The following is a 26,457-nucleotide window of genomic DNA, read 5'->3' as shown; positions in this document are numbered from 1 at the left end:
TAATGAAAAAACTAAAGATGTTCACGTTAGCTAGCGTATTACCCTTACTTTTACTCTCTGCATGCGGAGAAGAGTCTTCAGGTGGAGATGCAGAAGGTGAGTTTCAAGAGCTAGATTATCCGAGCACAGTTACGATTGGAACAGCTTCCCAAGGAGGTACGTATTACATTTGGGGAGGTGCATTTTCTTCTTTACTTGAAGATCATTTAGATATTACGTCGAATGTCGAAGTGACAGGTGGGCCGGTTCACAACATTCAACTATTAGGTGCAGGGGATGCCCACCTTGGGATGACTACAGTAGGTCCATTATTTGAGGGGTATTATGGAGAAGGTGCATGGGTCGGGGATGAACCATACGAGGATATTCGAGTGATTTTCCCAATGTACACAACACCATTCCATTGGTGGTCCTTGGAGAATACAGGCGTAGATAACATTCAAGAACATGCTGGGCAAAGAGTAGGGGTTGGTCCATCTGGAGGAACTCCTGGTGAGTACAATCCGCAAATCTATGATGCACTAGGTATTGAAACAGGTGATCAAGTACAAGCAGGCGCAAGTGATATGACGTCTCAAATGCTAGATGGACAATTAAGCCATATTGGATTCTCAGCAGGAATACCAATCTCTGCAGTTACCGAAGTTGAAGCGCAAGCAAGCATAAATATTTATGGTATTGATGGTGAAGACCGGGAGACGGTAATGGAAGCACTTCCTTACTTCACGGAGTATGTGATTCCAGGGGACACATACGGACAACTTGATGGAGATTTAGAAACGATCGGAATGTACAACTTTGGAGTCGTACAACGGGAGGCGAATGCAGATTTCGTTTATGACCTCGTCAAAGCATACCATGAAAACATTGACCAAATCATTTCCGTGCATCAGTCTGCAGAAGAGGCTCAAGATCCTGAGGCAATCCTTATGAATGAAGAGTATCCGATGCATGTTGGTGCGATCCGTTATTATGAAGAAATTGGTATTGATTTGCCAGATGAAGTATATCCAGAAGAGTATGAGAGTTCTGAGGAATAATCGATGTGGTCGTTGTGCACACATCCTTAGTGGATAATTAGGGAGGAGTAGATTGGGATGTTGTCAAAACAGCTAGCTGAATACACGGTCGAGAAAACGTATGATCATCTAACGAGTGATACGATTGAATTCACGAAACAATGCATTCTTGATTGGTTAGGATCTGCTTTAGCGGGTGCCTCACAACCACCTGTTCAAATTCTTCACGAATTCATTGATGAAATGGGTGGAAAAGAACATTCTAGTTTAGTCACAGGTGGGAAAACCTCAGTATATCAAGCTGCGTTCGTAAATGGGGCCAGCTCCCACATTGTTGAGCTAGATGATATTCACCGGGAATCAATTGTTCATGCGGGAACTGTTGTTATCCCTGCGGCCGTTGCAGTTGCAGAATATTTAGGTAAAACAGGAAAGGATTTAATTACAGCTGTTGTCGTTGGCTACGAAATTGCATACCGAATTGGTGAAGCTGTGAGCCCTTCCCACTATGAGAAATGGCATAACACAGCTACTTGTGGAACTTTCGGTGCAGCTGCAGCTGCAGCAAAGTTATTTAACTTGAGTGTTAATGAGACGATACATGCAATTGGCAGTGCAGGAACCCAAGCGGCTGGTTTATGGGAATTTATTGAAGATGGAGCAATGAGTAAACAACTTCATCCTGCAAAATCTGCAATGGAAGGTGTATTATCAGCATTAATTTCTCAAAAAGGATTCACGGCTGCAAATAAAATACTTGAAGGTGATCGCGGTTTCATGTATAGCATGAGTGCGCACCCAGACGAAACGAAAATCACTGAAGGATTAGGCGAAACGGAAAAGATAAAAGAAAATTCATTTAAAATACATGCATCATGTAGACATACGCATCAACCGATCGATATTGCACTTTCTCTTTTGGATGAAGAAGGGATTACTCACGATCAAATCGATAAAATTAAAGTACGAACATATCAAGCTGCTCAAAAAGTAGCAGGTAATCCCAACCCCAAAAGCGTTTATGGAGCGAAGTTTAGCATTTCTTATTGTACGTCATTAGCGTTTGTATATGGGAATGCTGGGTTAACCGATTTTAACGAGGATCGTCTTCATGAACCTGCGATCCGGAATCTGATGGATAAGGTCGAAGTAATTGTAGATGAAGAGGTTGAAAAAGAGTATCCAAAAGAGTGGGGCACGAAGATGGAAGTGTATACGAATGATGGAATGAGTTACGAGAGAGCCGTTAAATTTCCTAAAGGTGATCCAGAAAACCCAGTTAGTCTAAAGGACATTCAATTGAAATTCAAAAAAATGCTAGAGGAGTCAGGTATTGGAGCACTCATTATTGATGGACATATTGATCGTGTGGCAGCGCTTGAGAAAGAAGAATTAATCGCAGATTGGTTTGTACAATCTACACGGAATATAAAGGTGTGATCTGCATTGAAAGAAATTAGTGTGGAGCAAATTACTGAGCAAGTTGCAAACCTTTGTAAATTGGCAAGTTATGATTTAAATGACGATATGTTACAAGCATTTGAAGCAAGTATTGGAAAAGAGAAATCACCTGTTGGTAAAGATGTTCTTCAACAATTATTAGACAATGCAGAGATAGCTAAAAGAGAGCGTATGCCGATGTGTCAAGATACCGGACTCTCAGTATTTTATATCGAGTTAGGATACGATTGTCGCATCATTGGAGGAAGCTTATATGATGCGATCCATGAAGGAGTTCGCATCGGATCAGATGAAGGTCTGCTCAGACACTCTGTTGTTACAGACCCGTTAGAGCGTAAAAACAGTGGCGACAATGCACCTGCAGTGATTCATGTGGAAATGACGGATGGAGATTCACTCAGAATACGCCTTTCAGCTAAAGGAGGCGGTAGTGAAAATATGAGCAGAATGGCGATGCTCAAACCATCAGATGGATTCGAAGGTGTGGAGAAATTTGTGCTAGACACCGTCGAATTAGCTGGACCCAATGCATGCCCACCGATGATTGTTGGTGTAGGTATTGGAGGCAATTTCGAGCAAGTGGCATACATTGCTAAGAAGTCACTCTTTCGGCATGTCGGAGAAAGGAATTTGAATGAAAGAATTGCCAACATTGAATTAGATTGGTTGGGCAAGTGCAATCGACTTGGCATTGGACCACAAGGAATGGGAGGCACGACGACAGCATTTGATGTAAAAGTAGAAGTGAAACCGTGTCATATTGCATCCTTACCCGTTGCGGTAAATATTCAATGTCATGCAAGTCGCCATAAAGAAGTGACCATTTAAGAAGGTGAACCATAATGGAAGCCAAAAAATTATCTTTACCACTCACTGATGAAGATATTATTAACTTATCCGCAGGAGATCGCGTCTTACTATATGGGAATGTTTTAGCAGCGAGAGATGCGGCCCATAAACGATTGATAGAATGTATCGAGAACGATGAACCACTGCCGATAAACATTACCGGGTCTATCATTTACTATGTGGGCCCAACACCAGCAAGAAAAGGAGCAGTCATAGGCGCAGCTGGCCCTACGACAAGCGGCAGAATGGACAAGTATACGCCTCAACTTATCGAAAGAGGGCTAAAAGGCATGATCGGCAAAGGGTATCGAAATGAAGAAGTGAAGTCAGCCATTAAGGAACATACCGCTGTATACTTTGCTGCTGTTGGTGGTTCAGGCGCACTCTTGTCTCAATCAATCGTTGAGGAGAAAATCGTTGCTTACGAAGAGCTAGGTCCGGAAGCAATTAGAGAACTAACCTTAGATGGATTTCCGGTTACAGTAATTAATGATTCGGAAGGGCTTGACTTATACGAGATTGGGAAAGAAGAGTACAAGAAATAATAAACAGTAACACCATGAAGATATGTCTACACATAACTTCATGGTGTTACCTTACTTTTTAGCAAATAGTAGTTATACATACCACTTTCAAATGAGCTCATTTAATGGAACTATGTAGAGTACAGAGATGTTATGTTTTATGAAGATTTCTAGTTAATTGGGGTGATGTGGCATTAACATAAAACGGATAGACCATTTCGTTTTAACAATCGAAGATATCAATAAATCAAAATGGTTTTACGGTGAAGTTTTAGGCATGGAAATAATTACATTTAATAACGACAGAGTTGCTGCTAAGTTTGGTGATCAAAAAATTAATTTTCATGAAACTGGTTGTGAAATTAAACCTCACGCTTATTCTCCGGTAAGAGGCTCCTCAGATTTTTGTCTTGTATCGGATGATACGGTAGAGAATCTACGAACACACCTGAAAGATAATGGGATAGTCGTTGAATTAGGTCCTGTCAAACGTACAGGCTCTCTTGGCCCAATCTTTTCCATCTATATAAGAGACCCGGATAAGAATTTAATAGAAATCTCTACTTATAATCATTAAATAGTCAAAAAGCGAGCGCCGTTATCACAACGTCGCTCGCTTTACTTGTTATCTCACCGCCAACTTCTTCTTCGCCTCTTTACGCTTGGCGTGCAAGATGGGTTCGGTGTAGCCGCTTGGTTGCTCACGTCCTTTAAATACGAGGTCACAGGCGGCTTGGAAGGCGACGGAGTCGCCGAAGTTTGGTGCCATGTTGCGGTATTCTGGATCGCCTGCATTTTGTTCGTCAACGACCTTTGCCATTCGTTTCATCGTGTCCATAACTTGTTGTTCGTTCGTGATGCCGTGGTGTAGCCAGTTAGTCATATGTTGGCTCGAGATGCGCAACGTAGCCCGGTCTTCCATGAGTCCAACATCGTTAATGTCGGGGACGGTTGAACAACCGACACCTTGTTCAACCCAACGTACGACGTATCCAAGAACGCCTTGCGCATTGTTGTCCAGTTCTTTTTGGATGTCTTCGGCAGAAAACGTTTCAGTCGTTGTTGGAATTTGAAGAATGTCTTGCACGTAATCTTCGGTGTCCGTTTTCCGTTCGTCTTGAATGGTGCCGACATTAATCTGATGATAATGCATGGCGTGTAAGCTAGCGGCTGTTGGGGAAGGAACCCAGGCAGTGTTTGCACCGGCCTTTAACTGTCCGCCTTTTTGTTCCATCATTGCGTTCATTAAGTTTGGCATCGCCCACATGCCTTTACCGATTTGAGCTTTGCCTTGAAATCCGCTTTGTAGTCCAGCTTTCACATTCGCTTTTTCATACGCGGCGAGCCACGATGTTTGCTTCATGTCATTTTTGCGGATCACATAGCCGGCTTCCATCGACGTATGAATTTCATCACCGGTTCTGTCGAGAAATCCAGTATTAATAAAGACGATCCGCTCTTTGGCCGCGTTAATACATGCTTTCAGATTCAGTGTTGTCCGGCGCTCTTCGTCCATTACACCAACTTTTAGCGTGTTTCGTTCAAGGCTGAGCACATCTTCAATCCGGTCAAACAATTCGTTAGTGAACGCGACTTCGCGGGACCCGTGCATCTTCGGCTTCACGATGTACACCGAGCCGGTTCGTGAGTTTTGCAACGGCCCGTTTTTCAACAAGTCATGTTTCGCGATCAGACTCGTCATCATCCCGTCCATAATGCCTTCTGGTGTTTCATTGCCGTTTGCGTCAAGCACAGCATCGGTCGTCATCAGATGCCCGACATTGCGGATGAAAAGAAGAGAACGGCCATGCAGTTCTAAGCTTTGACCACCGCGCGATGTGTACGTGCGGTTTCCATTTAGCGTCCGGGTAACATTCTTACCGCCTTTCGAGAATGTCGTCTCCAGTGTGCCTTTCATAAGACCGAGCCAGTTGCGATACACGAGTATTTTATCCTCAGCATCGACCGCAGTGACCGAGTCCTCACAATCAATAATGGTCGTGATCGCCGATTCGATCACAATGTCTTTAACGCCTGCTGAGTCATCTTTACCAATCGGATGATTTCGGTCAATCTGCACGTCAAGATGACTGCCATTATTCACAAGCAACAGCGACTCCGGCTTAGATTCGCTACCTGTATAGCCGACAAATTGATCGGCATCTTTTAATGAGAGCAACTTGCCATCAGCTGTTTCAAGGACGAGTGCCCCGTTCTCAACCCAATAGGACACCACATCTTTGTGACTCGTGCCATCCACCGGGACCGCCTCATCCAGAAACGACTTCGCATAATCAACGACTTTATTTCCACGAACAGCATTATACGATGTGCCCTGTTCCGCCCCTGCCTCCTCAGAAATAATGTCGCTTCCATATAACGCATCATACAAACTACCCCAGCGTGCATTCGCCGCATTCAGCGCATAACGAGCATTATTCACCGGGACGACAAGCTGCGGCCCCGCCTGGGAACTCACTTCAGAATCCACATTCGCCGTCGTAACCGTCACATCTCCAGGGTCTTCCTCGAGATACCCAATTTCTTTTAAATATTGAAAATAGGCAGTTGACTTCTCTTCGCCAGGGTGGGAGACATGCCACTCATCTAACTTCTTTTGCAACGTCTCGCGTACCTCTAAAAGCTCAGCATTCCTCACACTAAAGTCATCGAGTATTTTACTGTAATCTGTCCAAAATTTTTGTTCATCGAGGCCCGTGCCTGGGATTACCTCTTCGTTCACAAATGTGTATAAGTCTTCCGAGACTTGAATATTAGCGATTTTTTTATAGGACATGTGTGTACGCTCCTTTATCATTTTCTAGTTAAATTTTATAATAGTTTATCAAATAACGGAAATACATGTATCGAATGAGTATTATGCTTTTTAGTTATGGACTTTCGTTTGGCGATTCTGTATGGGTCTTTGACAAGTATATAAGAATAAGAGAATATGAAAGCGTTATCATTATTTCCTAGGGGGGAAGGAACTATGGAACTGGGTATTGGTGTGTTATCGATGTTGGCACTTTTACCAATTATTGTTGTTTTTGTGTTAATCGTTGCCTTGAATTGGTCGGCAAAGAAGGCAATGCCTGTCGCACTTATTTTAACCATCCTGCTTGCCATTTTCGTTTGGGGAGCAGAAACTGCCCAAGTAGGCGCAGCTGTAATCAACGGGATTGTTTCCGCTTTAGAAATTCTATTTATTGTTTTTGGGGCGATTCTTTTACTTAACACGCTCAAAGAAACAGGGGCATTGCAGACGATACGTTCTGGATTTACGAGCATCTCTCCAGACCGTAGAATTCAAGCCATAATTATTGCTTGGCTGTTCGGATCATTTATTGAAGGTTCTGCAGGGTTTGGAACGCCATCAGCGGTCGTTGCGCCACTTCTTGTTGCGATTGGATTCCCGGCAATGGCAGCGGTGTGTGCTGCACTCGTCATTCAAAGTACGCCAGTTTCTTTCGGGGCAGCAGGGACCCCAATTCTTACAGGGGTAGGGTCTGGGCTTGGCGGGCAAGACAACGTCATGACCGCACTTGGTTCGATACCTTACGATGATTACGTATTCTCCATTGGAGCCCAAGTTTCAGTCATTCATGCGCTTGCAGGTATTCTTGTTCCATTACTAATGGCTGGATTAATTACGCGATTTTTCGGTAAGAATCGCTCTTTCTTAGAAGGATTCAAAGTATGGAAATTCGCAATATTCTCAAGTTTAGCCTTTACTGTTCCTTACGTCATTATTGCGCATACGTTAGGGCCAGAATTCCCATCGATGCTTGGTGGACTGATCGGCTTGTTGATTGTCATCCCAGCAGCGAAAAAAGGGTTTCTCCAGCCGAAAGAGGAAGACGTATTCCAATTCGAAGATCGAAAATATTGGCAACCTGAATGGATTGGTTCATTGCAGGATGCTTCTCTTAAAGAAATTACAGGGAAGCGGATGAGCTTGATGCGGGCCTGGTCACCGTACGTCGTCGTTGCGCTACTACTCATCCTATCTCGAACCATTGATCCGATTAAACAATTTTTACAACAACCCGCATTAACACTAGAATGGGAAAATATATTCGGCTCTTCAATCACAGCCGATGCATCGCCGTTATTTATCCCGGGCACGATCTTTATTGTCGCGTCAGTATTTGCATATTTTGCTCACTCGTTAAGTAAACGAAGAGGAGCATACAAACAAGCGTGGGTGGACACTTCCAAAACGTGGGTGCAAGCCGCCGTTCCGCTACTGCTAGCGGTCCCAATGGCACAAGTGTTTATCAACTCAGGATCCGAAGTGTACGAGAGCATGCCCCTCGTCCTTGCCGAAGCGGCCAATGCCGCAGTAGGCGACGTCTGGCCACTGTTCGCGCCCGTCATCGGTGCCCTCGGCGCATTCTTTGCAGGAAGTAATACGGTGAGCAACATGATGTTTGCCCTCTTCCAATTTGGAGCTGCTGAACAAATGGCCCTTGATGCGAGGGGAGCAGGAATCGTCGTTTCCTTGCAAGCTGTAGGAGGAGCGGCAGGCAACATGATCGCCGTGCACAACGTCGTTGCCGCAGCAGCTACGGTGGGTCTCATCGGAAAAGAAGGATTAGTCATAAGAAAAACCCTCATCCCGATGTTCTATTATGTTGGCGTTTCTGGCCTCATCGGCCTGGGACTCGTTGCGATGCATAGTGTAGGTGGTTTTAGCTTCTGGCTCATTGCCGCACCGCTCTTTGCCATCATTTACGTGATCGTTTTAAGCCGATTAAAAGGCAATCGACCGCCAAGTGTAGGTAGTGGGAAGTCACTCGATACGTAATGAATGAAAGAACCGCTTGCATTTCGCAAGCGGTTCTTTCATGTGAATGGCGATCGTAGTGGAGAGGGTAATAGGCACAAGTCTACTAAGCCGGAATTTGCGCTCAAGTTGGAACAAACTGCGCCCAAGTTTAGCGAAATGAGCGCTAAAATCGGTTAGAAGAGCAAACTAGAGCGCAGAAGGGTGAAACTAGAGCGCAGAACGGCCGTTCGTCTTGCCCGCAAGTGCCGGCATCCTCTGCGGCAACGGGTTCAGAGACCCATTCTTTACATTTCCAAGCCAAAAACCTAGCAACGTATCGGCGCGAGCCGCGCCGAACGGAGACCGGTTTCGTTTCGGCCCCGCCGGGGCCGACGAGTTGCTAGGTCTTCAGGTTGGAATTTGCGCTCAAGTTGAGACAAACTGCGCCCAAGTTTATTGAAATCAGCGCTAAAATTGTTTGAAAATGCAAACTTGAGCGTAGAAGGACGAAACTAGAGCGCAGAATTGACGTCCCCACACCGAGACTGGCGTGGGGACGTAGTTTTATGCGGGCGACATCAACCTTATGAATGACTAGCCACGCTCCACGCCTCACCGCTGCCGACGGCGCGCTTGACTTCGCCGCAACGGGCAGGTTTAGGGAACTGTTTGTCGGGGTTCAGACGGTTGTTCGGGTTAAAGACGGAGCGCACCCGCAATTGGCGTTCAATTTCTTCGTCCGTGAAGACGAGACGCATGTCTTCTTTCTTCTCAATGCCGACACCGTGTTCACCGGTAATGGAGCCGCCGACGGCTGTACAAGCGGCGAGTGTGCGGGAACCAACGTCAATGGCAAGTTCGGTCTCGCCTTCGTTCCTCGCATCAAATAAAATGAGTGGGTGCAAATTCCCGTCACCAGCGTGGAATACGTTGGCAATTCTGAGACCGGATTCGTCGCTAATTTTTTGAATGTCTTGCAATACTTCCATGAGTCGGCTCCTTGGGATGACCCCGTCTTGCACGAGATAATCCGGGGAGATCGCGCCCATTGCGCCAAATGCCGTTTTTCGATTCGCCCACCATTTGCCCCGTTCCACATTATTTTTTGCAACCTTAATTTCGGTAACGTGGTTCTGTTTGCACACCGCAACCATTTCTTCGATCTGGCTCGTGATTCCTGCCCCGATGCCATCGACCTCCATGATAAGCACAGCTTTTAAACCTTCAGGATGACCGACAGGTTTGGTGGCCGCCTCGACACCAACAATTGCAATTTCATCCATCATTTCAATCGCGGCTGGCACAATTCCGGCACTAATAATGTCCGATACCGCCTGACATGCATCGTCGACCGTATCAAAATAAGCGAGGGCGGTTTCTTTTGCTTCAGGGTTTTTCAAGATGCGCACGGTGATGCTCGTGACGATGGCAAGTGTTCCTTCAGAGCCGGTCAGAAGACCGAGCAAATCATACCCAGGCATATCCGGAGCACCACCAAGTTCCAGTACTTCACCGTCATGCATGACAACCTCAAGACCGAGAATATGATTCGTTGTCACTCCGTATTTTAAACAGTGGGCACCGCCGGCATTCTCTGCAACATTCCCACCGATTGTACAACACGCTTGGCTTGAGGGATCAGGCGCATAATAATACCCTCGATGGGAAATCGAATTCGATAGCTTCAAGTTGATATAACCCGGTTGCACGACCGCCTCACGATTCTCGTAATCAACCGACAGCAACCCCTTCATCCGAACGAGACTAATGATCACTTCCCCGCCATAAGGCGTCGCGCCGCCACTCAACCCCGTGCCAGCTCCCCTTGGAATAAATGGAATCTCATGCTTGTGAAGCAGCTTCACAACCTCAGAAACCTCTTCAGTCGAATGGGGGAAGACGACAGCGAGCGGCATACCCCGATAGACGGTTAGGCCATCACATTCGTACGTACGCAAGTCTTCATCACGATAAAGGATGGCATCTTCTGGCAACACGTCGCTTAACCATTTCACTAGCTCAGACTTTTCTATGACTGTGCTCATGTCGACTCCTCCTTCTCATATGCCCAATCGAGCAACTGCATTGTGTGTACAACGTTTTCGCTCCGACCGTATTTCTTTACGCCTAAGGCAATTTGCAGCATACAGCCAGGGTTACCCATCGAGATCATTTCAACGTTTTCTGGCACATCGTCAATTTTACGTTTTAGTAATCTGCCGGCCATATCAGGGTTCGTCAAGTTATAAATTCCTGCACTGCCACAGCAGCGATCCGCATCTGGAAGATGTACCATTTCTACACCTGGAATTTGCTCGAGAAGTTCACGAGGTTCATCCCATACTTGTTGACCGTGCGCGAGGTGGCAAGCGTCATGATAGGTGATTCTTTTGTTTATTTCTGCTTTTGGCGGCTCATAGCCATAATCGTATAAATATTTGGACACATCAATGACGCGTTCGGAGAATGCTTCTGCTTTCTCTCGGTATTCTTCGTCATTTTGGAGAAGTTCAGGGTATTCTTTAAGGGCGCAGCCACAACCGGCGGCATTGACGACGATGTGATCTTCATTCATAAATGCATCGATGTTTTCTCGTGCAAGCTTTTTGCCCATCGCTCGGTCTCCGGCGTGTACATGGAGCGCACCACAACATTTCTGGTTCTTTGGAATGTGTACGTCATGCCCGTTTTTTTGCAGGACACGGACGGTTGCTTCATTCACATCGCTAAACATGACATCCATAATACAGCCCGTAAACATAGCGGCGGATTGCTTGGCAGTTCCTTTCGCAGGCAATTGGTCTGGGTAGGTTTTAAGGACAGGCTTTCCAATTGGCGGCATAATGGCTTCCATATCACTCAAATGTTCGGGCAGTATACGAATGGCCCTTGTTTTGCGGACGGCAAATTGGACACCGCTTTTTTGGTACAGTTTCGTTAATGACCCGAGTGTATGCATTCGCTTTGTATGAGGAAAGATGCCGCGTAAGAAGAGTTTATTCAACAGTGCAGGAACCCCTGTAAGTGGAACAGCCTGACGTACTTGGCCTCTCGCTTCTTCAATGAGAGCGCCGACTTGAACACCGGCAGGGCATGCGGTTTCGCACGCACGACAGTCCAGGCAAGTGAATACCGGGTCAGCAAAGGCTTCGTTCAGCTCGATTTCACCTTTGGCAACAGCGACAATAGAATGAACACGTCCTCGAGGAGATTGGTGTTCGTGACCGAGCTCTTGGTACGTAGGACAAGCTTCAAGACACATGCCACAATGAACACACGCAGAAAATTTGTCTTCATCAGGGGCGTCTTCCCACAAGTAATTTCCTTTCGGATTATCTGCTTTTTTCACGACTAATTCTGCTAGCTTTGCCATTTACATTCCTCCTACAACACGTGTTGGGCTAAGAATGGTGTCTGGGTCAAGTTGATGTTTGATACCTTCGAGCAGTCTCATATAGGCAGGGGGCTCTCCCCATGGGGCGACCGTTTTGCGAACGTCCAGCGGTGCATCGACGATCGTCGCATGGCCCCCAATTTGCTCAGCATGGGTACGCACGTTTTGGATCGCCCGGATGACGTCGGCGGTGTCTCCGCTCAAGTAGATTCGACTCAGTCCGTGTGCGACACCGCCGTGAGCATACACGTCAACATCGGTTAAGCGCTTACAATTTTGCAACACATCTAGGACGTGCATGTTTTTTGTTCCGACTTTTAGAATGATCGGGTCGTTGTGCGTAAAGGACAAGTCGTTGAAAGATCGCCAATAGGTGTGCACGTCTGTGCCGGTTCGTGTATCCACCGTGGCGCTGTTTGGAACGTGTGTATTGACCCATTCAATTTGCGCATGAACGGCTTCCTCAACATCCTCAAACGTAATCACCACGTCGCGAAGGTTGACCACTTCTAGTGTGACCGGCTCCATGTAGCTATTCAGAAGCTCGACGAGAAATGGTCTCAACGCATCTGGGTCGCTAAACGTCACGACACATAAAGCAGTAAACTTAGGGATAGGTCGGAGTTTAAACGTACATTCGGTCATCACCCCGAGCGTGCCCATTGAGCCGATAAAGAGTTTGTTCATATCATAACCGGCAACATTCTTTACGACTTTCCCTCCAGAACGAAGCACTTCTCCACTCGGATGCGCGACTCGAAGGCCGATCACGTGGTCGCGCGCCGAGCCGTATAGTGCACGTTTGGGTCCGCTATCATTACTCGCGATCACGCCGCCGATGGTTGCATCGGCAGGTCGGTAAGGGTCAATCGGTATCATTTGTTTATACTCCGCAAGTTGGTCTTGCACGTCTTGAAAGTTCGCACCCGGTTGAACGGTCACCGTCATGTCCCCCGCAGAGTGTTCGAGAATGCGATTCATATTTTTGAGAGACAGTTCAATGTCAGCATCTTCGGTGACGCCGCCAAACCCTCGTTTTGAACCATTCCCCGTTGGGATCACCGTCTGCTTTTTGGTTTGCGCTTCTTGCAATAGATGAACCACTTCTTCTTCAGATAGCGGTTCATAGCGTTTCTTCCCTTTATTGCCTTTCATTCGTTCGTCCTCCTTCCTGAATCGCCTCTTTTAGTAACGTTTCAACATAGGTGAGGTGCATGTGCATGGCTTCTCTTGACCGTGTCGCGTCTCCTGCCTGAATACATGCATACAGCTCGGTGTGCTGATCGTGAATGGCGTTCATAAGTACCGGGTCATTAGCAATCACTTGGTGACAATCTTGCAATGCTTTCTTTAAGCTCGTTGAGATTGATTCCAATAGTTGGACGAGCATGAGGTTGCCTGTGCAGTTGGCGAGGGCGAGGTGAAAAGCATAATCCGCTTCCCAGCCATCAGCGAGTAAAGAGTCGAGCTCCTTAAGCTGTGCTTCTGTTCGCATTTGTGCCGCTTCAAAAGCGATGCCGGCCTCAACAATCTTTCGGACAGCAAACAATTCGTGTACCGTTTGTTCGTTTGAAAGATTGAATTGAAAAGAGGCAAGTGGCTCGGTATCAGCGACAAATATTCCCTCACCTTGAACTATGGTAATGAGTCCTTTCCCTTTTAGACTCGTCAGCGCATCACGAACGGAAGAGCGGCTAACGGAAAACTGATCACACAGTTCGCGCGTCGAAGGAAGCTTCTCTCGTGGTTCATACATTTTCGACGTTATCCAACTTTCAATTTGCTCAGATACTTGCTCTGAAATTCTTTTTGTCATTATTTTCTGAACTTGAATGTGTTTCACCTCCAAGAGGTCAGATGTATGATATGTGATTACATCATATACGAATGTGAGTCATTAAAGAAGGTGTTTGGCTAGACCTAATTGGAATAGGGGGTATGTATTTTAGTTATAAGCCGAAAAACTCTATTTTAAAAAAATATATACTGTAGAAATTTACTATTTCGCACAGATCTATTGTTACAATTTTTTTGTAATTCATTAGTTCTTGAGCAAATAATCTGACAAATAATGTTGACAAATTTCAGATAAATAACTATTATGTTGCTTAAGATAGAACAAAAAGAATGAATGTTTGAAAAGGAAAGCTGTTAAATACAAAAAATTGTAATCATCGAACAAAATTTAAATTTTTTGTTGTGAGGTGAACTGAATTAATTTAATTTGAGGTGAAAATATGAATAGTGTAATTTTTGATCAAGCCATTCGCTCCGCAGAGATCATTCATAAGATGTTAGGCTCTAACTGCGAAGTTGTCGTCCATGATTTCAGTAACTTGGATGAGTCATTAATTCATTCATCAGGGACACTCACGCAAAGAGATATCGGGTCGCCGGCAACTGATTTGGTATTAAAAGAGTTACAAAAACCGCCGGAAGAAGTAAAAGACCTTGCCAATTACTCGACGACGTATGATGGAATTATAATGAAATCCTCGACCATCTTTTTAAGAGATATTGGGGGTCGGGTCGTTGGGGCGCTCTGCATTAATCTAAATATTAGCAAGTTATCTTCATTGCAAGAAGAATTACAGCAATTTCTCTCTATTGAAGACGGAACAGAAGCAAACGAATCATTCTACTCAACAGTACATGATGTGATTGAAGAGATGGTAGAGAACGTTGTGAGCGAATTCAACAAAGGAATTGATCATTTAAGTATGGATGAGAAAGTGGATATCGTTCGAAGGCTCGATTACAAGGGAGCGTTTTTAATTAAAGGAGCCGTTGAATATTTAGCCCAATACTTAAACGTTTCTAAATTCACAATATACAATTATTTACAAAAAATAAAAACAGAAAAAGAGTATCATATCGGAAAAGGTGGATTGAATAATGGTTGAAGAAATTGTAACAGACGATGCACCAGCAGCAATCGGACCCTATGCTCAAGCGGTTAAAGCAGGGAATTTCTTATTTTTATCAGGTCAATTACCTATTGATCCAAACGATCAACAACTTGTACATAGAGAGGTTCGAACTCAAACCCGTCAAGTTTTAGCGAATATTAATTCAATCTTGAAATCACAACAATTGAAAATAACCAATCTCGTAAAAACAACAATATTTATTAATGATATGAACCACTTTCAAGAAATCAATGAAGAGTACAGTCAGTTTATGCAGGAACATCGTCCGGCAAGGTCTGCGGTAGAGGTAAGTCGTTTACCCAAGGACGTTCTTGTGGAAATAGAAGCAATTGCTGTTTTTGAAGATTAAACCATTTTGAGAGGAGCATTACAAATGAATAAACGATTCATGATGTCTTCTTTTCTTATCTTATCAACAATGACTGTCGCTGCATGTGCAGATCCAGAGCCTGAGAATGCAGTAACAGGAACAAATGAACAAGGTGATGAAGAGACGCCTGTGACAACTGAAGAAAAGGAAAACTCTGTTAGCCTCGCCTGGAATTCACAGCCTCCAACTCTCGATCCACATGTCACAAACACGAATGTAGTAAGAGACTTAGCTCGACCAATTTTTGAGCAACTCGTAACCTTTGACGAAAGCTATGAGCCAATTCCAATGCTAGCGGACTCTTTTGAGGAGAATGAAGACGGAAGTGAAATTACCTTTTATTTAAGAGAAGGTGTTCTTTTTCATAATGATGAAGAAATGACCGCCGATGATGTTGTTGCATCAATGGAGAAGTGGCAGTCAGGTGGTGCACCGGCTGCTGCAATGGGCGATTCAACATGGGAAGAAATTGATGAGTATACCGTCAAACTTCACGTAGACGAGCCTTCCATCTCCGTAATGTACACACTTGCAGATGTGACTCAAGCTGCTGCGATCATGCCAAAAGAGATTATAGACAGCGCCGGCTCTACTGGTGTTGAACAATATATCGGGACAGGCCCGTTTCAGGTGGAGGACTGGGTGTACGATTCTTATATTCAATTCTCTAAGTTTGATGATTATCAATCGTTAGATGGAGAACCTAATGGGTTAGGTGGAAAAAAAGAAGCCCTTGTTGATGATCTGTTTGTCTACTTCGTTGCAGATGATTCTACGAGAACAAATGGCATTATTACTGGAGAATATGACTATGCTTTTCAATTGCCGCAAGATAGCTATGATCAATTGGAAGGAGCAGATGGTATTGTCAATGATGTTTGGCCGTTTGGATTTCAAACATTAGTGTTTAATAAAGAAGGAATTTTCGGTGATCAGTCGTTAAGGTCAGCTGTGAATTATGGCTTGAATAATGAAGACCTTTTAGCATTAGCATTCACTGATGAAACATTTTATGAAATGGAGCCTGCGTATATGAGACCAGAGCAGACAAGCTGGTATACGCAAGCTGGTGAAGAACATTATGATGTGTATGATCTCGAGCAAGCTGAGCAGTTGCTAGATGAAGCGGGTTACAGCGGAGAAGAAATAACAATTCTAACAAGTGAGGATTATAGCTACCACTATAATTCCGCTATTATTACCCAGCAAGCATTAGAAGACTTTGGGATGAATGCAACCTTGGATGCAACAGACTGGGCGACGCTTTTAGAAAGAAGAGATCAAAAAGAAGGTTGGGACATATTCTTTACGCAATTTACAACTGTAGCTACACCGTTATCGTATCCGTTTTTGCATTCTGAAAATGAATACGCAGGCTGGACAAATAATGAAGAGATTGATCGGCATCTCGATGGTATTCGATATGCTGATTCACAAGATGAAGCAACCGAACTGTTCGAAGATCTCCAACAAATCATTTGGGAAGACTTACCTGTTATTAACGTCGGTATGGTGAACTTTATCTCGAGTTATTCAGATGATATTGATGGATATTCAGAATTTATGGGTCCGATCTTTTGGAATATGAGCATAGAAGAGTAATGAAAGCAGAGATTTACGATATCTGAATGTTTATCGTAAATCTCCTTTCTTTTCGAGGACAGTTAAGGATGTGAGTACATAATGAAAGCATACATTCTCAAAAGAATTTTATCAGTCATACCTGTTTTACTTGTTGTGGCAGTTGTTGTCTTTTTTATTATCCACTTAACACCTGGCGATCCAGCGGCTGTCATACTCGGTCCAGAAGCAACTCAACAGGACGTGGAACAGTTAAGAGAGAATTTGGGGTTGAATCTCCCAATCTATGAACAGTTCGTTACGTGGTTTTTCAATGTTCTAAGAGGAGATTTAGGTTGGTCGATTTATATGAATAAGCCAGTATTGAACGCATTTTTTGACCAATTAGGCCCTACATTCTCATTAGCTATTTTATCCCAAGCTATCGCTATTCTTATCGCTATCCCAATGGGGATTATCGCAGCGAGTAGAAGAGGAACTTATCTTGATCGCTTAGTAATGAGTTTTTCGTTATTCGGCGTTTCGGTACCTAACTTTTTGTTGGCTCTACTATTAGTATTAATCTTTGCTGTACATTTCTCTCTATTGCCTGTTGCAGGGTACCAACCTCTTTCCGCCGGCGTTTTTGAGCATGTGCGTTACTTAATCTTGCCTGCAATTGCGCTCGGTGCAATTCAAGCAGCCTTAATCTCAAGAGTAACAAGGTCATCCATGCTAGAAGTTCTCCATTCCAACTATGTAAAAACAGCTGTTGCAAAGGGAGCGAAAGAATCGGTCGTCGTCATTAAACATGCGCTAAAAAATGCTTTTATTCCAATCCTCACCGTTATTGGGCAAACGTTTGGTCAATTGATTGCAGGTGCAGTTGTCATTGAAACGGTATTTAATATTCCTGGCATTGGACAATTGATAATTAATGCAATTACGAGACGGGACTTCGAAGTGGTGCAAGGCTCTATTTTACTAATTGCAACGTTTTATGTCGTCATTAATCTAGTTGTTGATTTAATGTACGGATTAATTGATCCAAGAGTGCGCCTTAATCGAAAGTAACAGCTAACGAAAAGAGAGGAAATGCTATGCAGGTTAATCAACTTGAAGTGAATACACCACAGCTGAATAAACAAGCACTGAAGCGAAATCAAAGAAAGCTATTCATTCGCCGTTTTCTTACCAACCCTTCAGTAACCTTTGGTTCCATTATTCTGATTGTTATTGTTGTTGTCGGTTTGTTTGCACCGATTATTGCAACCCATGACCCGTATGATATTCACCCAACAGAACGTCTGAGCGCGCCGAGTTCAGAGTTTTTCATGGGTACGGATAATCTAGGAAGAGATTTGTTTAGCCGTGTCGTTTACGGTACACAAGTTTCGATGTATGTAGGTCTGTCGGTAGCAGCCATTTCTGCATTCTTTGGTTTACTTATCGGGTTGTATTCCGCGTATTATCGACCACTTGACCACGTGTTAATGAGGTTTGCTGATGGGTTAATGGCGTTCCCACCAATACTTCTAGCGATTGCCATTATGGCTGCGATGGGTCCGAACCCAACAAATGTTATTTTAGCGCTTAGTGTTGTCATGATCCCTACTGTTGCTCGTGTCATTCGTTCCGCCGCGCTCGTTATAAAGGAACAAACGTATATTGAAGTATTAAAAGCCCAAGGAGCAAAGTCATTTCGAGTCATCTGGCGACATATTGCTCCAAACACGCTCTCTCATTTAATTGTCCAGTTAACTTATGTATTTGCGATATCCATTATTATTGAGGCAAGTCTAAGTTTTTTAGGCGCAGGGATCCCTGCGCCAACACCAAGCTGGGGAAACATTATCTATGAAGGAAAAAGCGTGTTGCATTCCGCATGGTGGATGACCATATTCCCTGGTGCATTTATCGTTATGGCGGTGTTGGCCCTTAATTTATTTGGAGATGGGTTACGAGATTTATTAGATCCACATAGAAAATAGGTGATCAAATGGGAGTATTATTAGAAGTCCACCAGCTTAAAACAACGTTTACGACGGAAAATGGAAAAATGACAGCAGTTGATGATGTTTCATTTCATGTAGAAAAAGGTGAAATGATCGGAATTGTAGGGGAATCAGGTTGTGGGAAAAGTGTTACATCAGAATCGATTATGCAGTTGTTAAACCGGAGAACGACGGACTACTCTGGGGAAATTCTTTTTAAGGGCAGAAACTTGCTTCATCTAAAGGAAAAACAGCTCAGAAAAGTAAGAGGGAATGAAATCTCTATGATCTTTCAAGATCCGATGAGTTCTCTAAATCCTGTGTATACGATAGGAAATCAAATTGCTGAGGCAATCATGATTCACCAGAATAAGAGTAAGAAAGACGCTTATACTCAGGCCGTTGAATTACTTCGACTTACTGAGATTCCTTCTCCTGAAAAGCGCGTCCATGAATTTCCTCATGAACTATCAGGGGGAATGAGGCAAAGAGCAATGATTGCGCTCGCTTTAGCTTGTGAACCAGAATTATTGATTGCTGATGAACCTACGACTGCGCTTGATGTAACCATTCAAGCTCAGATTCTTGATCTTATCAAAGATTTAAAAGAGAAGCAGGGCATGGGTGTTGTTCTCATTACACATGACCTTGGCGTTGTTGCAGAAACATGTTCAAGAGTGGTCGTCATGTATCTCGGACAAGTGATTGAAGAGGCAAATGTTCATGATCTATTTGAGTCACCATTGCATCCATATACCCGGGGGCTATTGCAGTCTGTGCCAAAAATTGATGGTGATCGCTCCAAACGATTGAACGTTATTCAAGGAACCGTTCCTTCATTAAATAACATACCTCCTGGCTGCCGGTTTTATGAACGTTGCAGCTTCCGGACAGAGAAATGCAAATCAGAGGCGCCATCTCTTGATTCTGCCAGCGGGACCCAAAAGGTGCGGTGCTGGAATTATAAAGAAATCAAAAGTAGAGAGGAGGTAGGAACGAATGTCGGTTCCACATGAAGAACAAGTGCAAGATGAACTTTTGGTCGTTGATCAATTACAAAAACACTTTCCCATAACAAATGCGCTAGGGAAAACGATTAATAACGTACGTGCAGTTGATTCTGTGAGCTTCACATTAAAGAGGAAGCAAACACTAGGTATTGTTGGTGAATCTGGTTGTGGGAAGAGCACGACAGGTCGGACGCTTCTAAGGCTCATTGAGCCGACAGGAGGGAAGGCAGTATATAAAGGGCAAGACCTCTTTTCTCTAGAAGGAAAAGAGCTCATGAAGATGAGAAGAGAAATGCAAATGATCTTTCAAGATCCCCATAGTTCAATCAATCCAAAGCAGCGTGTCGGAAATGCGGTAGAGGAGCCGATGGTAATCCACCGACTGTATAGTGGAAAGGATCGAATGACGAGAGCGATGGATCTACTCGCCAAAGTTGGCCTTAGAGAAGACCAATACTTTCGGTTCCCGCATGAATTCTCTGGAGGTCAGAGGCAACGAATAGGCATCGCTCGAGCGTTAGCAGTTAATCCAGAAATTATTGTATGTGATGAACCTGTGTCTGCACTCGATGTGTCCATTCAATCGCAAGTCATTAATCTTATGCAAGACATTCAAGATGAATTTGACTTGGCGTATATTTTTATCGCGCATGACCTAAGTGTCGTTCGCCATATTGCTGATGAAGTGGGAGTAATGTACCTAGGCAACCTCGTAGAAAAGGCAGAAACAGATGAACTATATAAACACCCGCTACATCCGTATACACAGGCGCTGCTATCATCAATTCCAAGTTCAAGTCCAAGTATCAAAAAAGAACGAATTACGTTAAAAGGAGATTTACCTTCTCCTATCGATCCACCGAATGGCTGTAAGTTTCACACGAGATGCCCTCACGTGATGAATGTATGTAAGGAGATAGCTCCAGAATTTAAACATGTTAGCAGTGAGCATGGGGTTGCTTGTCATTTATATTAGAAAGGGTGAGCGGTCATGACCGAAAAATTATTTGAAGATTTGCAAGCGATATATCCCGAGATGGTCGAATTTCGACGTGAGATGCACATGAATCCGGAATTATCATTTCAAGAAGTGCACACCCCCAAAAAAATAGCAAACTATTTACGTGATTTAGGCTTAGAAGTGAGAACAGAAGTTGGAGGCAGAGGTGTTGTAGGGAAGCTTCAAGGAGAAAAACCGGGAAAAACGATTGCATTTCGAGCAGATTTTGATGCTTTGCCGATTCAAGATCAGAAGAACGTGGATTATAAATCAACTGTGGACGGTGCGATGCATGCGTGTGGGCACGATATCCATACAGCGAGCTTGCTAGGTGCGGCGAAAGTGCTGAGTCAACATAAAGATAAAATTAGCGGGTCCATTGTATTCATTCATCAATTTGCTGAGGAACAAATTCCAGGTGGTGCCATTTCGATGATTGAGGATGGTTGTCTTGATGGGGTCGATGAGATATACGGAGCACATGTTTGGACGTCCATTCCTCTAGGAACAATTGGTATCATTGGTGATTATGCGATGGCTGCTGGTGATCAGTTCGATATTGAAATCATTGGAAAAGGGGGACATGGGGCAAAACCACATGTCACCGTGGATTCAATCTATATTGCGTCTCAAGTATTGAATCAATTGCATCAAATCGTCGGAAGACAAGTTGACCCATTAAAGACAGGTGTAATTACGGTTGGTAAGATAAATGGGGGACAAGCGTTTAATATTATTGCGGAAAACACGAATATGTCGGGTACGGTTCGAACATTTGATGCTGAAGTTCGAGATACCATTGAAGAGAAAATAAAACAAGTAACAACAGCTGTCTGTGAAGGGTTAGGTGGGACTGCGAACATTTCCTATACTCGTGGCTATCCCGCACTATACAATCACCCTGAACCTTTAAAGAACGTTGATGATCTTGCGCAAAACGTTGTAGGAAAACCTCATGTAAAATATTTATTACCATCTCCAGGAATGGAGGATTTCGCCTATTATGTAAAAGAAGTGCCCGGTGCTTTTTTCTTTATCGGTGGTGCAAATGAAGAGATTAATGCTGTATATCCGAACCACCATCCAAAATTTGATGTGGATGAACGTTGTATGCTAAATGCGGCTAAGATGTTTATTTCACTTGCGCTGCAAGAGAAACAAGGTGCGGATGATGAAAGGTAAAACGATTGTTGTTACAGGTGGTGGCAATGGGATTGGGAAAGCAGTAGCTAGGATGCTACTCTTTGAATCAGCAAATGTCATTATTACTGATAAGAATGAAGATGCTGGTCATCGTACATTTGCTGAATTGCATGAAGAGTATCCGGGTAAAGTTGACTTTCTCCCCCATGATATATCTTCTCAGGAAAGCTGGGAACAAGTGAAAAGCGAAGTACTAAACAGATACGAGCGAGTGAACGGTCTGTTTAATAATGCAGGTGTATTCCTAATTAAGCCATTAGTCGATACTTCGGTAGACGATTTTCATAAGATTATGAATGTAAATGTGCTAGGAACATTTCTAGGAATGAAGACGTTCATCCCTCATTTGGTTGAAAACGGCGGAGGATCAATTGTGAATAACAGTTCAACAGCAGGGCTAGTTGGAGCTAAAAATGTGTCATTATATGGAATGAGTAAAGGTGCAATTCGGACACTTACCAAACATGGAGCACTAGAGTATGCAGACAAGCAAGTGCGCATAAACGCAGTGTTCCCAGGATTTGTGGATACAGAAATGATGAGGCATCGTGAAGATAGAGAAAAGAATGAAAAGGTTGATTATCAGAAAGGTGTTCCGCTTGGTCGTATTGGCAACAGTGAAGAGATTGCTCGCACTGTGCTGTTTTTATTGTCAGACCAGTCTTTATATACAACCGGTGCGGAATTTATTATTGACGGAGGCAGAACAATTAGTGCTTCTTATTAAAATGGAGTGTGATCGATGAGCGGGAATATATGTCTTACATTTGATTTTGATGCGATATCGTTATGGTTGCAAAAAGATATGACGTCAATGAGTTCAATCTCAAGAGGTGAATTTGGTGCAGAAGCAGTCCCACGCTTCCTTCATACACTTAAAAAGAGAAATCTAAAGTCAACGTGGTTTATACCAGGACATACGATGGAAACCTACCCAAAAATATGTCTAGATATTCATGACGACGGTCATGAAATTGGACTACATGGTTATGATCATGAGAATTTTAATCTGCTTGACGATCAGGAAGAACTTGATATCTTGGATAGGTCTTTTCATGTGGCGTCTAATTTAATGGGTAAGTCACCTAAAGGATTTCGTTCTCCCTCTTGGGATGTCTCATCAAGAACAATCAAAAACATCGAATCGTTAGGACTAATCTATGATAGTAGTCAGATGGGCAAAGACTACTCCCCCTATTATTCAAGAAGTCAGGATCAATTTCCAAAACAGAAGCCACCTATTTTCGGGGATCAAACAACCATTATTGAAATTCCAGTTTCCTGGTCTTTAGATGATTATCCGTATCTTGAGTTTTCGAAGGGAGCATCAGGTTTTATCCCAGGTTTAAAAAAGCCAGAGTACATGTATGATAATTGGCTTGACGATGCGTCTTACATGTCAAGAGATTTTAAAAACGGCAATATGGTTATCACTCTTCATCCGCAAGTATCTGGTCGAGGTCACCGCTTATTAGCATTTGAGCGATGGTTAGACACACTCATCGAACGAGGATTTACGTTTACAACGATGGAAGAAATTGCGCTTCGGTTTAGCCAAGGTGAGAAATTTGGGAGTTATGAACCAGAATAAATAATCAATAAAGCCTATTGTTCATGAAGAGAATTTAGTAGAACAACGTTTAAACTTCAGTGTGGTTAATTGTGGAGAACTGTAATATAGATCGCTCCAAACACCAATTTCTTCTAGTGTCTGGGCGATCTATATATATTGAACGTAATGTTTTCAAGTAATAATACACAGCCCGTCATGTTCGCATCCCCATTGAGCTAGGGGAGCAATGCTGGCGGGAACTCCCAACATCCATGTATAGGAAGAAGTTTGGTTTGAAGTTTGTACCTACGCTCTATTGATGTTGAGGTAGTGTGTGCTCATATTCATCTCTAGCTGGATAACATTTGGGTATATTTAGGGAATTGACGATCTGGATCACCCCCGAAACGATCTAGATCGCTTTTATCATGATCTATATGGAATGAACTAAACCTTTTCCTAATTAGCACAGTTAGTTGGTGCTTTTTACTGCTGGCGGATGGTTGTACTCCAGAGCACAAGGACAACATCGGTGGCCAAAAAACAGCCACCGTGTTTTCTTGACACTCCAGAGCACAAGGGCGACACGGTTCACGTTTCTGCCTACTGGCTACGGTGTGGAAAAAAATCCTAATGCCCCATATATTCATTTAAGTGACACTTGGGAAAGAAAAATCATCATTTTTAATGTGGATGTGCACATAAACGGAGTCAACGGTCACAAATTGCGATCTATGTGACCGTTGAGGGCCGAAAGTGCCCGGCTTGAGGGCTGGATTGTCACATACGTGACAGGTCATAATATTCCTTGCGCCAGGTGGTGATCAGCAACCACATCTCTTTACCCTTCGGCCAACGTTTTCCGTGTTGTCCGCAATCCTTGCAGTGACGAACAACGATCGGCAACGAAGTTGTTGAAGTGAGATGAACGTCAACAGGCAATAGGTGGTCGTTTGCCTGTAAAGACCGATCTCGGTCATTGGATTCAGTGAATTTCTTTCGTTCAACTTATCTAGATCGTTTTTTCACGATTTTTAGCTCCTGCGGTGGCGGCTGCTGCTCGTTTTTGGTAATTTCCAGGAGGTTAGCGATCTTGATCGCACCCCAAAACAATCTAGATCGCTTTAGAATACTGTAAATCAATGAATACTAGCTATTCTATCAACGTTCGTTTCTATACCGAACGCCATCCCTGTTTATTCATTTAAACCTCAAGAACTAGCAACTATCGGCACCGGAGGTGCCGAAGATAAACCGAACGGTCGTCGGCATGACTCGTGCCGACGTCTCGTTAGCATTTTTGACAGAAAAGGGTCGTAAAATTTCTTACGCCAAGCGAATGGTACGGAGATTTATGCAGTTGCAATATCAAGAACTAGTGAATTTCTTTCGCGCAACGTACTTAGATCGAAAACGAGCCGACCTAGATCGTTTCCCCGACTAGAACTAGAGGTTTCGTCATGAAGGCAAAGCCCCGTTCTTCCTCCCAAGCATCACATTCAAACCGAGCTTTTCGCAAATGGTGACATAATGCATAAGTGTTAATAATACTGCACCCATGTTCATTCCGAGAATAATACCATCCATCTGTAGACTTGGCAGTGAACCTAAATACAGCATGAGGATAAAAGAGATAATCGTTGAATACAACGAGTGAATAAACGCGTCCCTTACAAGTCCTATGCCAATTAAGTAGGCTTGGAGCGGAATGGCAAAGTAGTGGAACAAGAAATACGGCACGAGAATCGTTAAATAAGCGGAAGCTGTCGATTCTTCGAAAAAGAGATTCGTAATTGTATCAGAAAAAGCATAAAATGCGAGAATCACAGGTGCCCCGTACACGATGGTTACAAGGATGGATAGTTTCAAATAATGGTGGAGTGTACGGAAATCTTTCTTTTCATAGCTGTCCGCAACGATTGGGATTAGAACAATCAACAGGGCATGGGCTATAAATGCTGGAAAGAATCCAATCGTGAACGCAATACCAGCGAGCTTTCCGTATTCGACGAGGGCAATGCTTTCAATCATGCCTGCGTTTCCGAGTGCCCACGTAATGAGGAACGGTTTAATGGCAAACGTTGCGGAATGAAAGACCCGTAATCCAGTTGTAGGTACCGATACAGCTAATAGTTTCTTCCGCGCTTCTGCCCACGGCATCGTGGAACTTTTTGCTTTTTTGATGCGTCGCATATTAATAATAAATACAGTGATTAAGTACGTTAGCACGAGCAATTCACTCAATTTCAGTGCGAGTAACGCCATAAAAATTGCTGTGTCGGATTCCCATGAAAAGAAACTAAACACAAACAAAAGACCAAGTAGCTGGCATGTCCGCTTCAACACATTGGCAATGGCAATCATGCCTGTTTTTTGTGCGCCAATGAGATAGCCTTTTACGACAGCAGAGAAGGAGATAACAGGTACAAGGAGGATCATTAGCCATTGAATTCCCGTGTGGTAATCGTCAAATACGGGAAGCATTGGCAAAATCCATACGGCAAGTAACATAACGGTTGCTGCACAAACTGTTGCGAGTTTTAACGCATGAATGAGAACACTCCAATGATAATTTGGTTCTTGTTCAGCAATCAGTTTGGAGATCGATACGGGCAACTCCATGTTGGCGAGCACAACGACAAATAGCATCGTCGGCAAGATCGCCATGTACATGCCAAATGCTTCATCCCCTAGCTCTCTTGCGAGCACGACATTGATAAACAGCTCCAAGCATTCCCCGACGAATGCCGCTAAGGAAAGAACAAGTAGACCTCGAAAAAATGAATTCATTCAACCACCCTCTTCTCTGTCTGTACATGA

General features: G+C 43.7%; 22 protein-coding genes. 16 read left to right on the top strand and 6 right to left on the bottom strand.

From position 1 onward, the window contains the following. Positions 1 to 2: 2 nt before the first annotated feature. From ACE1TF_RS09715 to ACE1TF_RS09695, 5 genes are all read left to right on the top strand, one after another. A complete protein-coding gene (locus ACE1TF_RS09715; RefSeq protein WP_042402471.1) occupies positions 3 to 1,040 on the top strand; it encodes a TAXI family TRAP transporter solute-binding subunit in 1,038 nt (345 codons plus the stop codon). Between the two features lie 57 nt (positions 1,041 to 1,097). Next, positions 1,098 to 2,459 (top strand): MmgE/PrpD family protein, encoded by a 1,362-nt coding sequence (locus ACE1TF_RS09710; RefSeq protein WP_042402474.1) that lies wholly within the window; start codon positions 1,098 to 1,100, stop codon positions 2,457 to 2,459. Positions 2,460 to 2,465: 6 nt separating this feature from the next. Next, positions 2,466 to 3,308: a fumarate hydratase gene (locus tag ACE1TF_RS09705; RefSeq protein WP_375016268.1), complete on the top strand. Its 843-nt coding sequence runs from the start codon at positions 2,466 to 2,468 to the stop codon at positions 3,306 to 3,308. A 14-nt stretch (positions 3,309 to 3,322) separates the two neighbouring features. After that, entirely contained in the window at positions 3,323 to 3,874 is a 552-nt protein-coding gene (locus tag ACE1TF_RS09700; RefSeq protein ID WP_042402478.1) for a Fe-S-containing hydro-lyase, read from the top strand. Between the two features lie 172 nt (positions 3,875 to 4,046). After that, positions 4,047 to 4,430 (top strand): VOC family protein, encoded by a 384-nt coding sequence (locus ACE1TF_RS09695; protein ID WP_042402480.1) that lies wholly within the window; start codon positions 4,047 to 4,049, stop codon positions 4,428 to 4,430. A 48-nt stretch (positions 4,431 to 4,478) separates the two neighbouring features. Here the strand turns inward: ACE1TF_RS09695 and ACE1TF_RS09690 are convergent, their stop codons facing one another. After that, positions 4,479 to 6,650: a malate synthase G gene (locus ACE1TF_RS09690; RefSeq protein WP_375016266.1), complete on the bottom strand. Its 2,172-nt coding sequence runs from the start codon at positions 6,648 to 6,650 to the stop codon at positions 4,479 to 4,481. Positions 6,651 to 6,851: 201 nt separating this feature from the next. Between ACE1TF_RS09690 and ACE1TF_RS09685 the strand changes: the two genes are divergently transcribed. Then, entirely contained in the window at positions 6,852 to 8,663 is a 1,812-nt protein-coding gene (locus tag ACE1TF_RS09685) for an L-lactate permease (protein ID WP_375016306.1), read from the top strand. A 545-nt stretch (positions 8,664 to 9,208) separates the two neighbouring features. Here ACE1TF_RS09685 and ACE1TF_RS09680 read toward each other — a convergent pair. The 4 genes from ACE1TF_RS09680 to ACE1TF_RS09665 are packed head-to-tail and all read right to left on the bottom strand — an operon-like array spanning position 9,209 to position 13,834. Next, positions 9,209 to 10,669 (bottom strand): FAD-linked oxidase C-terminal domain-containing protein, encoded by a 1,461-nt coding sequence (locus ACE1TF_RS09680; protein ID WP_375016264.1) that lies wholly within the window; start codon positions 10,667 to 10,669, stop codon positions 9,209 to 9,211. Next, the gene (locus ACE1TF_RS09675) at positions 10,666 to 11,997 is read right to left on the bottom strand and encodes a (Fe-S)-binding protein (RefSeq protein WP_375016262.1); all 1,332 of its coding nucleotides are present in this window, start codon (positions 11,995 to 11,997) and stop codon (positions 10,666 to 10,668) included. Before ACE1TF_RS09675 ends, ACE1TF_RS09680 begins: the two co-directional genes overlap by 4 nt. Continuing rightward, positions 11,998 to 13,173, bottom strand: coding sequence for an FAD-binding oxidoreductase (locus ACE1TF_RS09670; protein ID WP_375016260.1), 1,176 nt, complete (start codon positions 13,171 to 13,173; stop codon positions 11,998 to 12,000). Further along, a complete protein-coding gene (locus tag ACE1TF_RS09665) occupies positions 13,160 to 13,834 on the bottom strand; it encodes a FadR/GntR family transcriptional regulator (protein ID WP_375016258.1) in 675 nt (224 codons plus the stop codon). Before ACE1TF_RS09665 ends, ACE1TF_RS09670 begins: the two co-directional genes overlap by 14 nt. A 421-nt stretch (positions 13,835 to 14,255) precedes the next feature. On the opposite strand from ACE1TF_RS09665, the gene ACE1TF_RS09660 reads away from it, so the two are divergent. The 10 genes from ACE1TF_RS09660 to ACE1TF_RS09615 all read left to right on the top strand — a co-directional run bounded on the left by ACE1TF_RS09660 (position 14,256) and on the right by ACE1TF_RS09615 (position 23,676). After that, a complete protein-coding gene (locus ACE1TF_RS09660) occupies positions 14,256 to 14,921 on the top strand; it encodes a helix-turn-helix transcriptional regulator (RefSeq protein ID WP_042402484.1) in 666 nt (221 codons plus the stop codon). Further along, the gene (locus ACE1TF_RS09655) at positions 14,914 to 15,297 is read left to right on the top strand and encodes a RidA family protein (RefSeq protein WP_375016256.1); all 384 of its coding nucleotides are present in this window, start codon (positions 14,914 to 14,916) and stop codon (positions 15,295 to 15,297) included. Before ACE1TF_RS09660 ends, ACE1TF_RS09655 begins: the two co-directional genes overlap by 8 nt. 24 nt (positions 15,298 to 15,321) lie before the next feature. Continuing rightward, positions 15,322 to 16,920, top strand: coding sequence for an ABC transporter substrate-binding protein (locus ACE1TF_RS09650; RefSeq protein ID WP_375016254.1), 1,599 nt, complete (start codon positions 15,322 to 15,324; stop codon positions 16,918 to 16,920). 81 nt (positions 16,921 to 17,001) lie between these two features. Beyond that, positions 17,002 to 17,952 (top strand): ABC transporter permease, encoded by a 951-nt coding sequence (locus ACE1TF_RS09645; RefSeq protein ID WP_042428202.1) that lies wholly within the window; start codon positions 17,002 to 17,004, stop codon positions 17,950 to 17,952. Between the two features lie 26 nt (positions 17,953 to 17,978). Beyond that, a complete protein-coding gene (locus ACE1TF_RS09640) occupies positions 17,979 to 18,869 on the top strand; it encodes an ABC transporter permease (protein ID WP_375016252.1) in 891 nt (296 codons plus the stop codon). 8 nt (positions 18,870 to 18,877) lie between these two features. Continuing rightward, entirely contained in the window at positions 18,878 to 19,888 is a 1,011-nt protein-coding gene (locus tag ACE1TF_RS09635; protein WP_375016250.1) for an ABC transporter ATP-binding protein, read from the top strand. Then, positions 19,872 to 20,858, top strand: a complete 987-nt coding sequence (locus ACE1TF_RS09630) for an ABC transporter ATP-binding protein (RefSeq protein WP_375016248.1) — start codon at positions 19,872 to 19,874, stop codon at positions 20,856 to 20,858. The genes ACE1TF_RS09635 and ACE1TF_RS09630 overlap by 17 nt, the downstream gene beginning before the upstream one ends. A 15-nt stretch (positions 20,859 to 20,873) precedes the next feature. Continuing rightward, on the top strand, positions 20,874 to 22,064 hold the full coding sequence (locus ACE1TF_RS09625; RefSeq protein ID WP_375016246.1) for a M20 metallopeptidase family protein: 1,191 nt from the start codon (positions 20,874 to 20,876) through the stop codon (positions 22,062 to 22,064). Continuing rightward, the gene (locus ACE1TF_RS09620) at positions 22,054 to 22,812 is read left to right on the top strand and encodes an SDR family NAD(P)-dependent oxidoreductase (RefSeq protein WP_193744246.1); all 759 of its coding nucleotides are present in this window, start codon (positions 22,054 to 22,056) and stop codon (positions 22,810 to 22,812) included. Before ACE1TF_RS09625 ends, ACE1TF_RS09620 begins: the two co-directional genes overlap by 11 nt. 15 nt (positions 22,813 to 22,827) lie before the next feature. Next, complete coding sequence (locus ACE1TF_RS09615; protein ID WP_375016244.1) at positions 22,828 to 23,676, top strand: polysaccharide deacetylase family protein; 849 nt, start codon at positions 22,828 to 22,830, stop codon at positions 23,674 to 23,676. 1,419 nt (positions 23,677 to 25,095) lie between these two features. Here ACE1TF_RS09615 and ACE1TF_RS09610 read toward each other — a convergent pair. Further along, a complete protein-coding gene (locus tag ACE1TF_RS09610) occupies positions 25,096 to 26,427 on the bottom strand; it encodes an oligosaccharide flippase family protein (protein ID WP_375016242.1) in 1,332 nt (443 codons plus the stop codon). Positions 26,428 to 26,457 lie beyond the last annotated feature (30 nt).

Source organism: Geomicrobium sp. JSM 1781026, from assembly GCF_041949955.1.
GTDB lineage: Bacteria > Bacillota > Bacilli > Bacillales > Marinococcaceae > Geomicrobium_A.
Note: the sequence above shows the minus strand (reverse complement) of the source record. Positions and strands in the feature narration are given on the sequence as shown.

Coding starts and splice junctions, on each gene's coding strand:
- ACE1TF_RS09660 (WP_042402484.1), top strand. CDS start 14,256: ATGAATAGTGTAATTTTTGATCAAGCCATTCGCTCCGCAGAGATCATT.
- ACE1TF_RS09715 (WP_042402471.1), top strand. CDS start 3: ATGAAAAAACTAAAGATGTTCACGTTAGCTAGCGTATTACCCTTACTT.
- ACE1TF_RS09630 (WP_375016248.1), top strand. CDS start 19,872: ATGTCGGTTCCACATGAAGAACAAGTGCAAGATGAACTTTTGGTCGTT.
- ACE1TF_RS09650 (WP_375016254.1), top strand. CDS start 15,322: ATGAATAAACGATTCATGATGTCTTCTTTTCTTATCTTATCAACAATG.
- ACE1TF_RS09625 (WP_375016246.1), top strand. CDS start 20,874: ATGACCGAAAAATTATTTGAAGATTTGCAAGCGATATATCCCGAGATG.
- ACE1TF_RS09620 (WP_193744246.1), top strand. CDS start 22,054: ATGAAAGGTAAAACGATTGTTGTTACAGGTGGTGGCAATGGGATTGGG.
- ACE1TF_RS09680 (WP_375016264.1), bottom strand. CDS start 10,669: ATGAGCACAGTCATAGAAAAGTCTGAGCTAGTGAAATGGTTAAGCGAC.
- ACE1TF_RS09710 (WP_042402474.1), top strand. CDS start 1,098: ATGTTGTCAAAACAGCTAGCTGAATACACGGTCGAGAAAACGTATGAT.
- ACE1TF_RS09670 (WP_375016260.1), bottom strand. CDS start 13,173: ATGAAAGGCAATAAAGGGAAGAAACGCTATGAACCGCTATCTGAAGAA.
- ACE1TF_RS09615 (WP_375016244.1), top strand. CDS start 22,828: ATGAGCGGGAATATATGTCTTACATTTGATTTTGATGCGATATCGTTA.
- ACE1TF_RS09675 (WP_375016262.1), bottom strand. CDS start 11,997: ATGGCAAAGCTAGCAGAATTAGTCGTGAAAAAAGCAGATAATCCGAAA.
- ACE1TF_RS09640 (WP_375016252.1), top strand. CDS start 17,979: ATGCAGGTTAATCAACTTGAAGTGAATACACCACAGCTGAATAAACAA.
- ACE1TF_RS09645 (WP_042428202.1), top strand. CDS start 17,002: ATGAAAGCATACATTCTCAAAAGAATTTTATCAGTCATACCTGTTTTA.
- ACE1TF_RS09655 (WP_375016256.1), top strand. CDS start 14,914: ATGGTTGAAGAAATTGTAACAGACGATGCACCAGCAGCAATCGGACCC.
- ACE1TF_RS09690 (WP_375016266.1), bottom strand. CDS start 6,650: ATGTCCTATAAAAAAATCGCTAATATTCAAGTCTCGGAAGACTTATAC.
- ACE1TF_RS09610 (WP_375016242.1), bottom strand. CDS start 26,427: ATGAATTCATTTTTTCGAGGTCTACTTGTTCTTTCCTTAGCGGCATTC.
- ACE1TF_RS09635 (WP_375016250.1), top strand. CDS start 18,878: ATGGGAGTATTATTAGAAGTCCACCAGCTTAAAACAACGTTTACGACG.
- ACE1TF_RS09665 (WP_375016258.1), bottom strand. CDS start 13,834: ATGACAAAAAGAATTTCAGAGCAAGTATCTGAGCAAATTGAAAGTTGG.
- ACE1TF_RS09700 (WP_042402478.1), top strand. CDS start 3,323: ATGGAAGCCAAAAAATTATCTTTACCACTCACTGATGAAGATATTATT.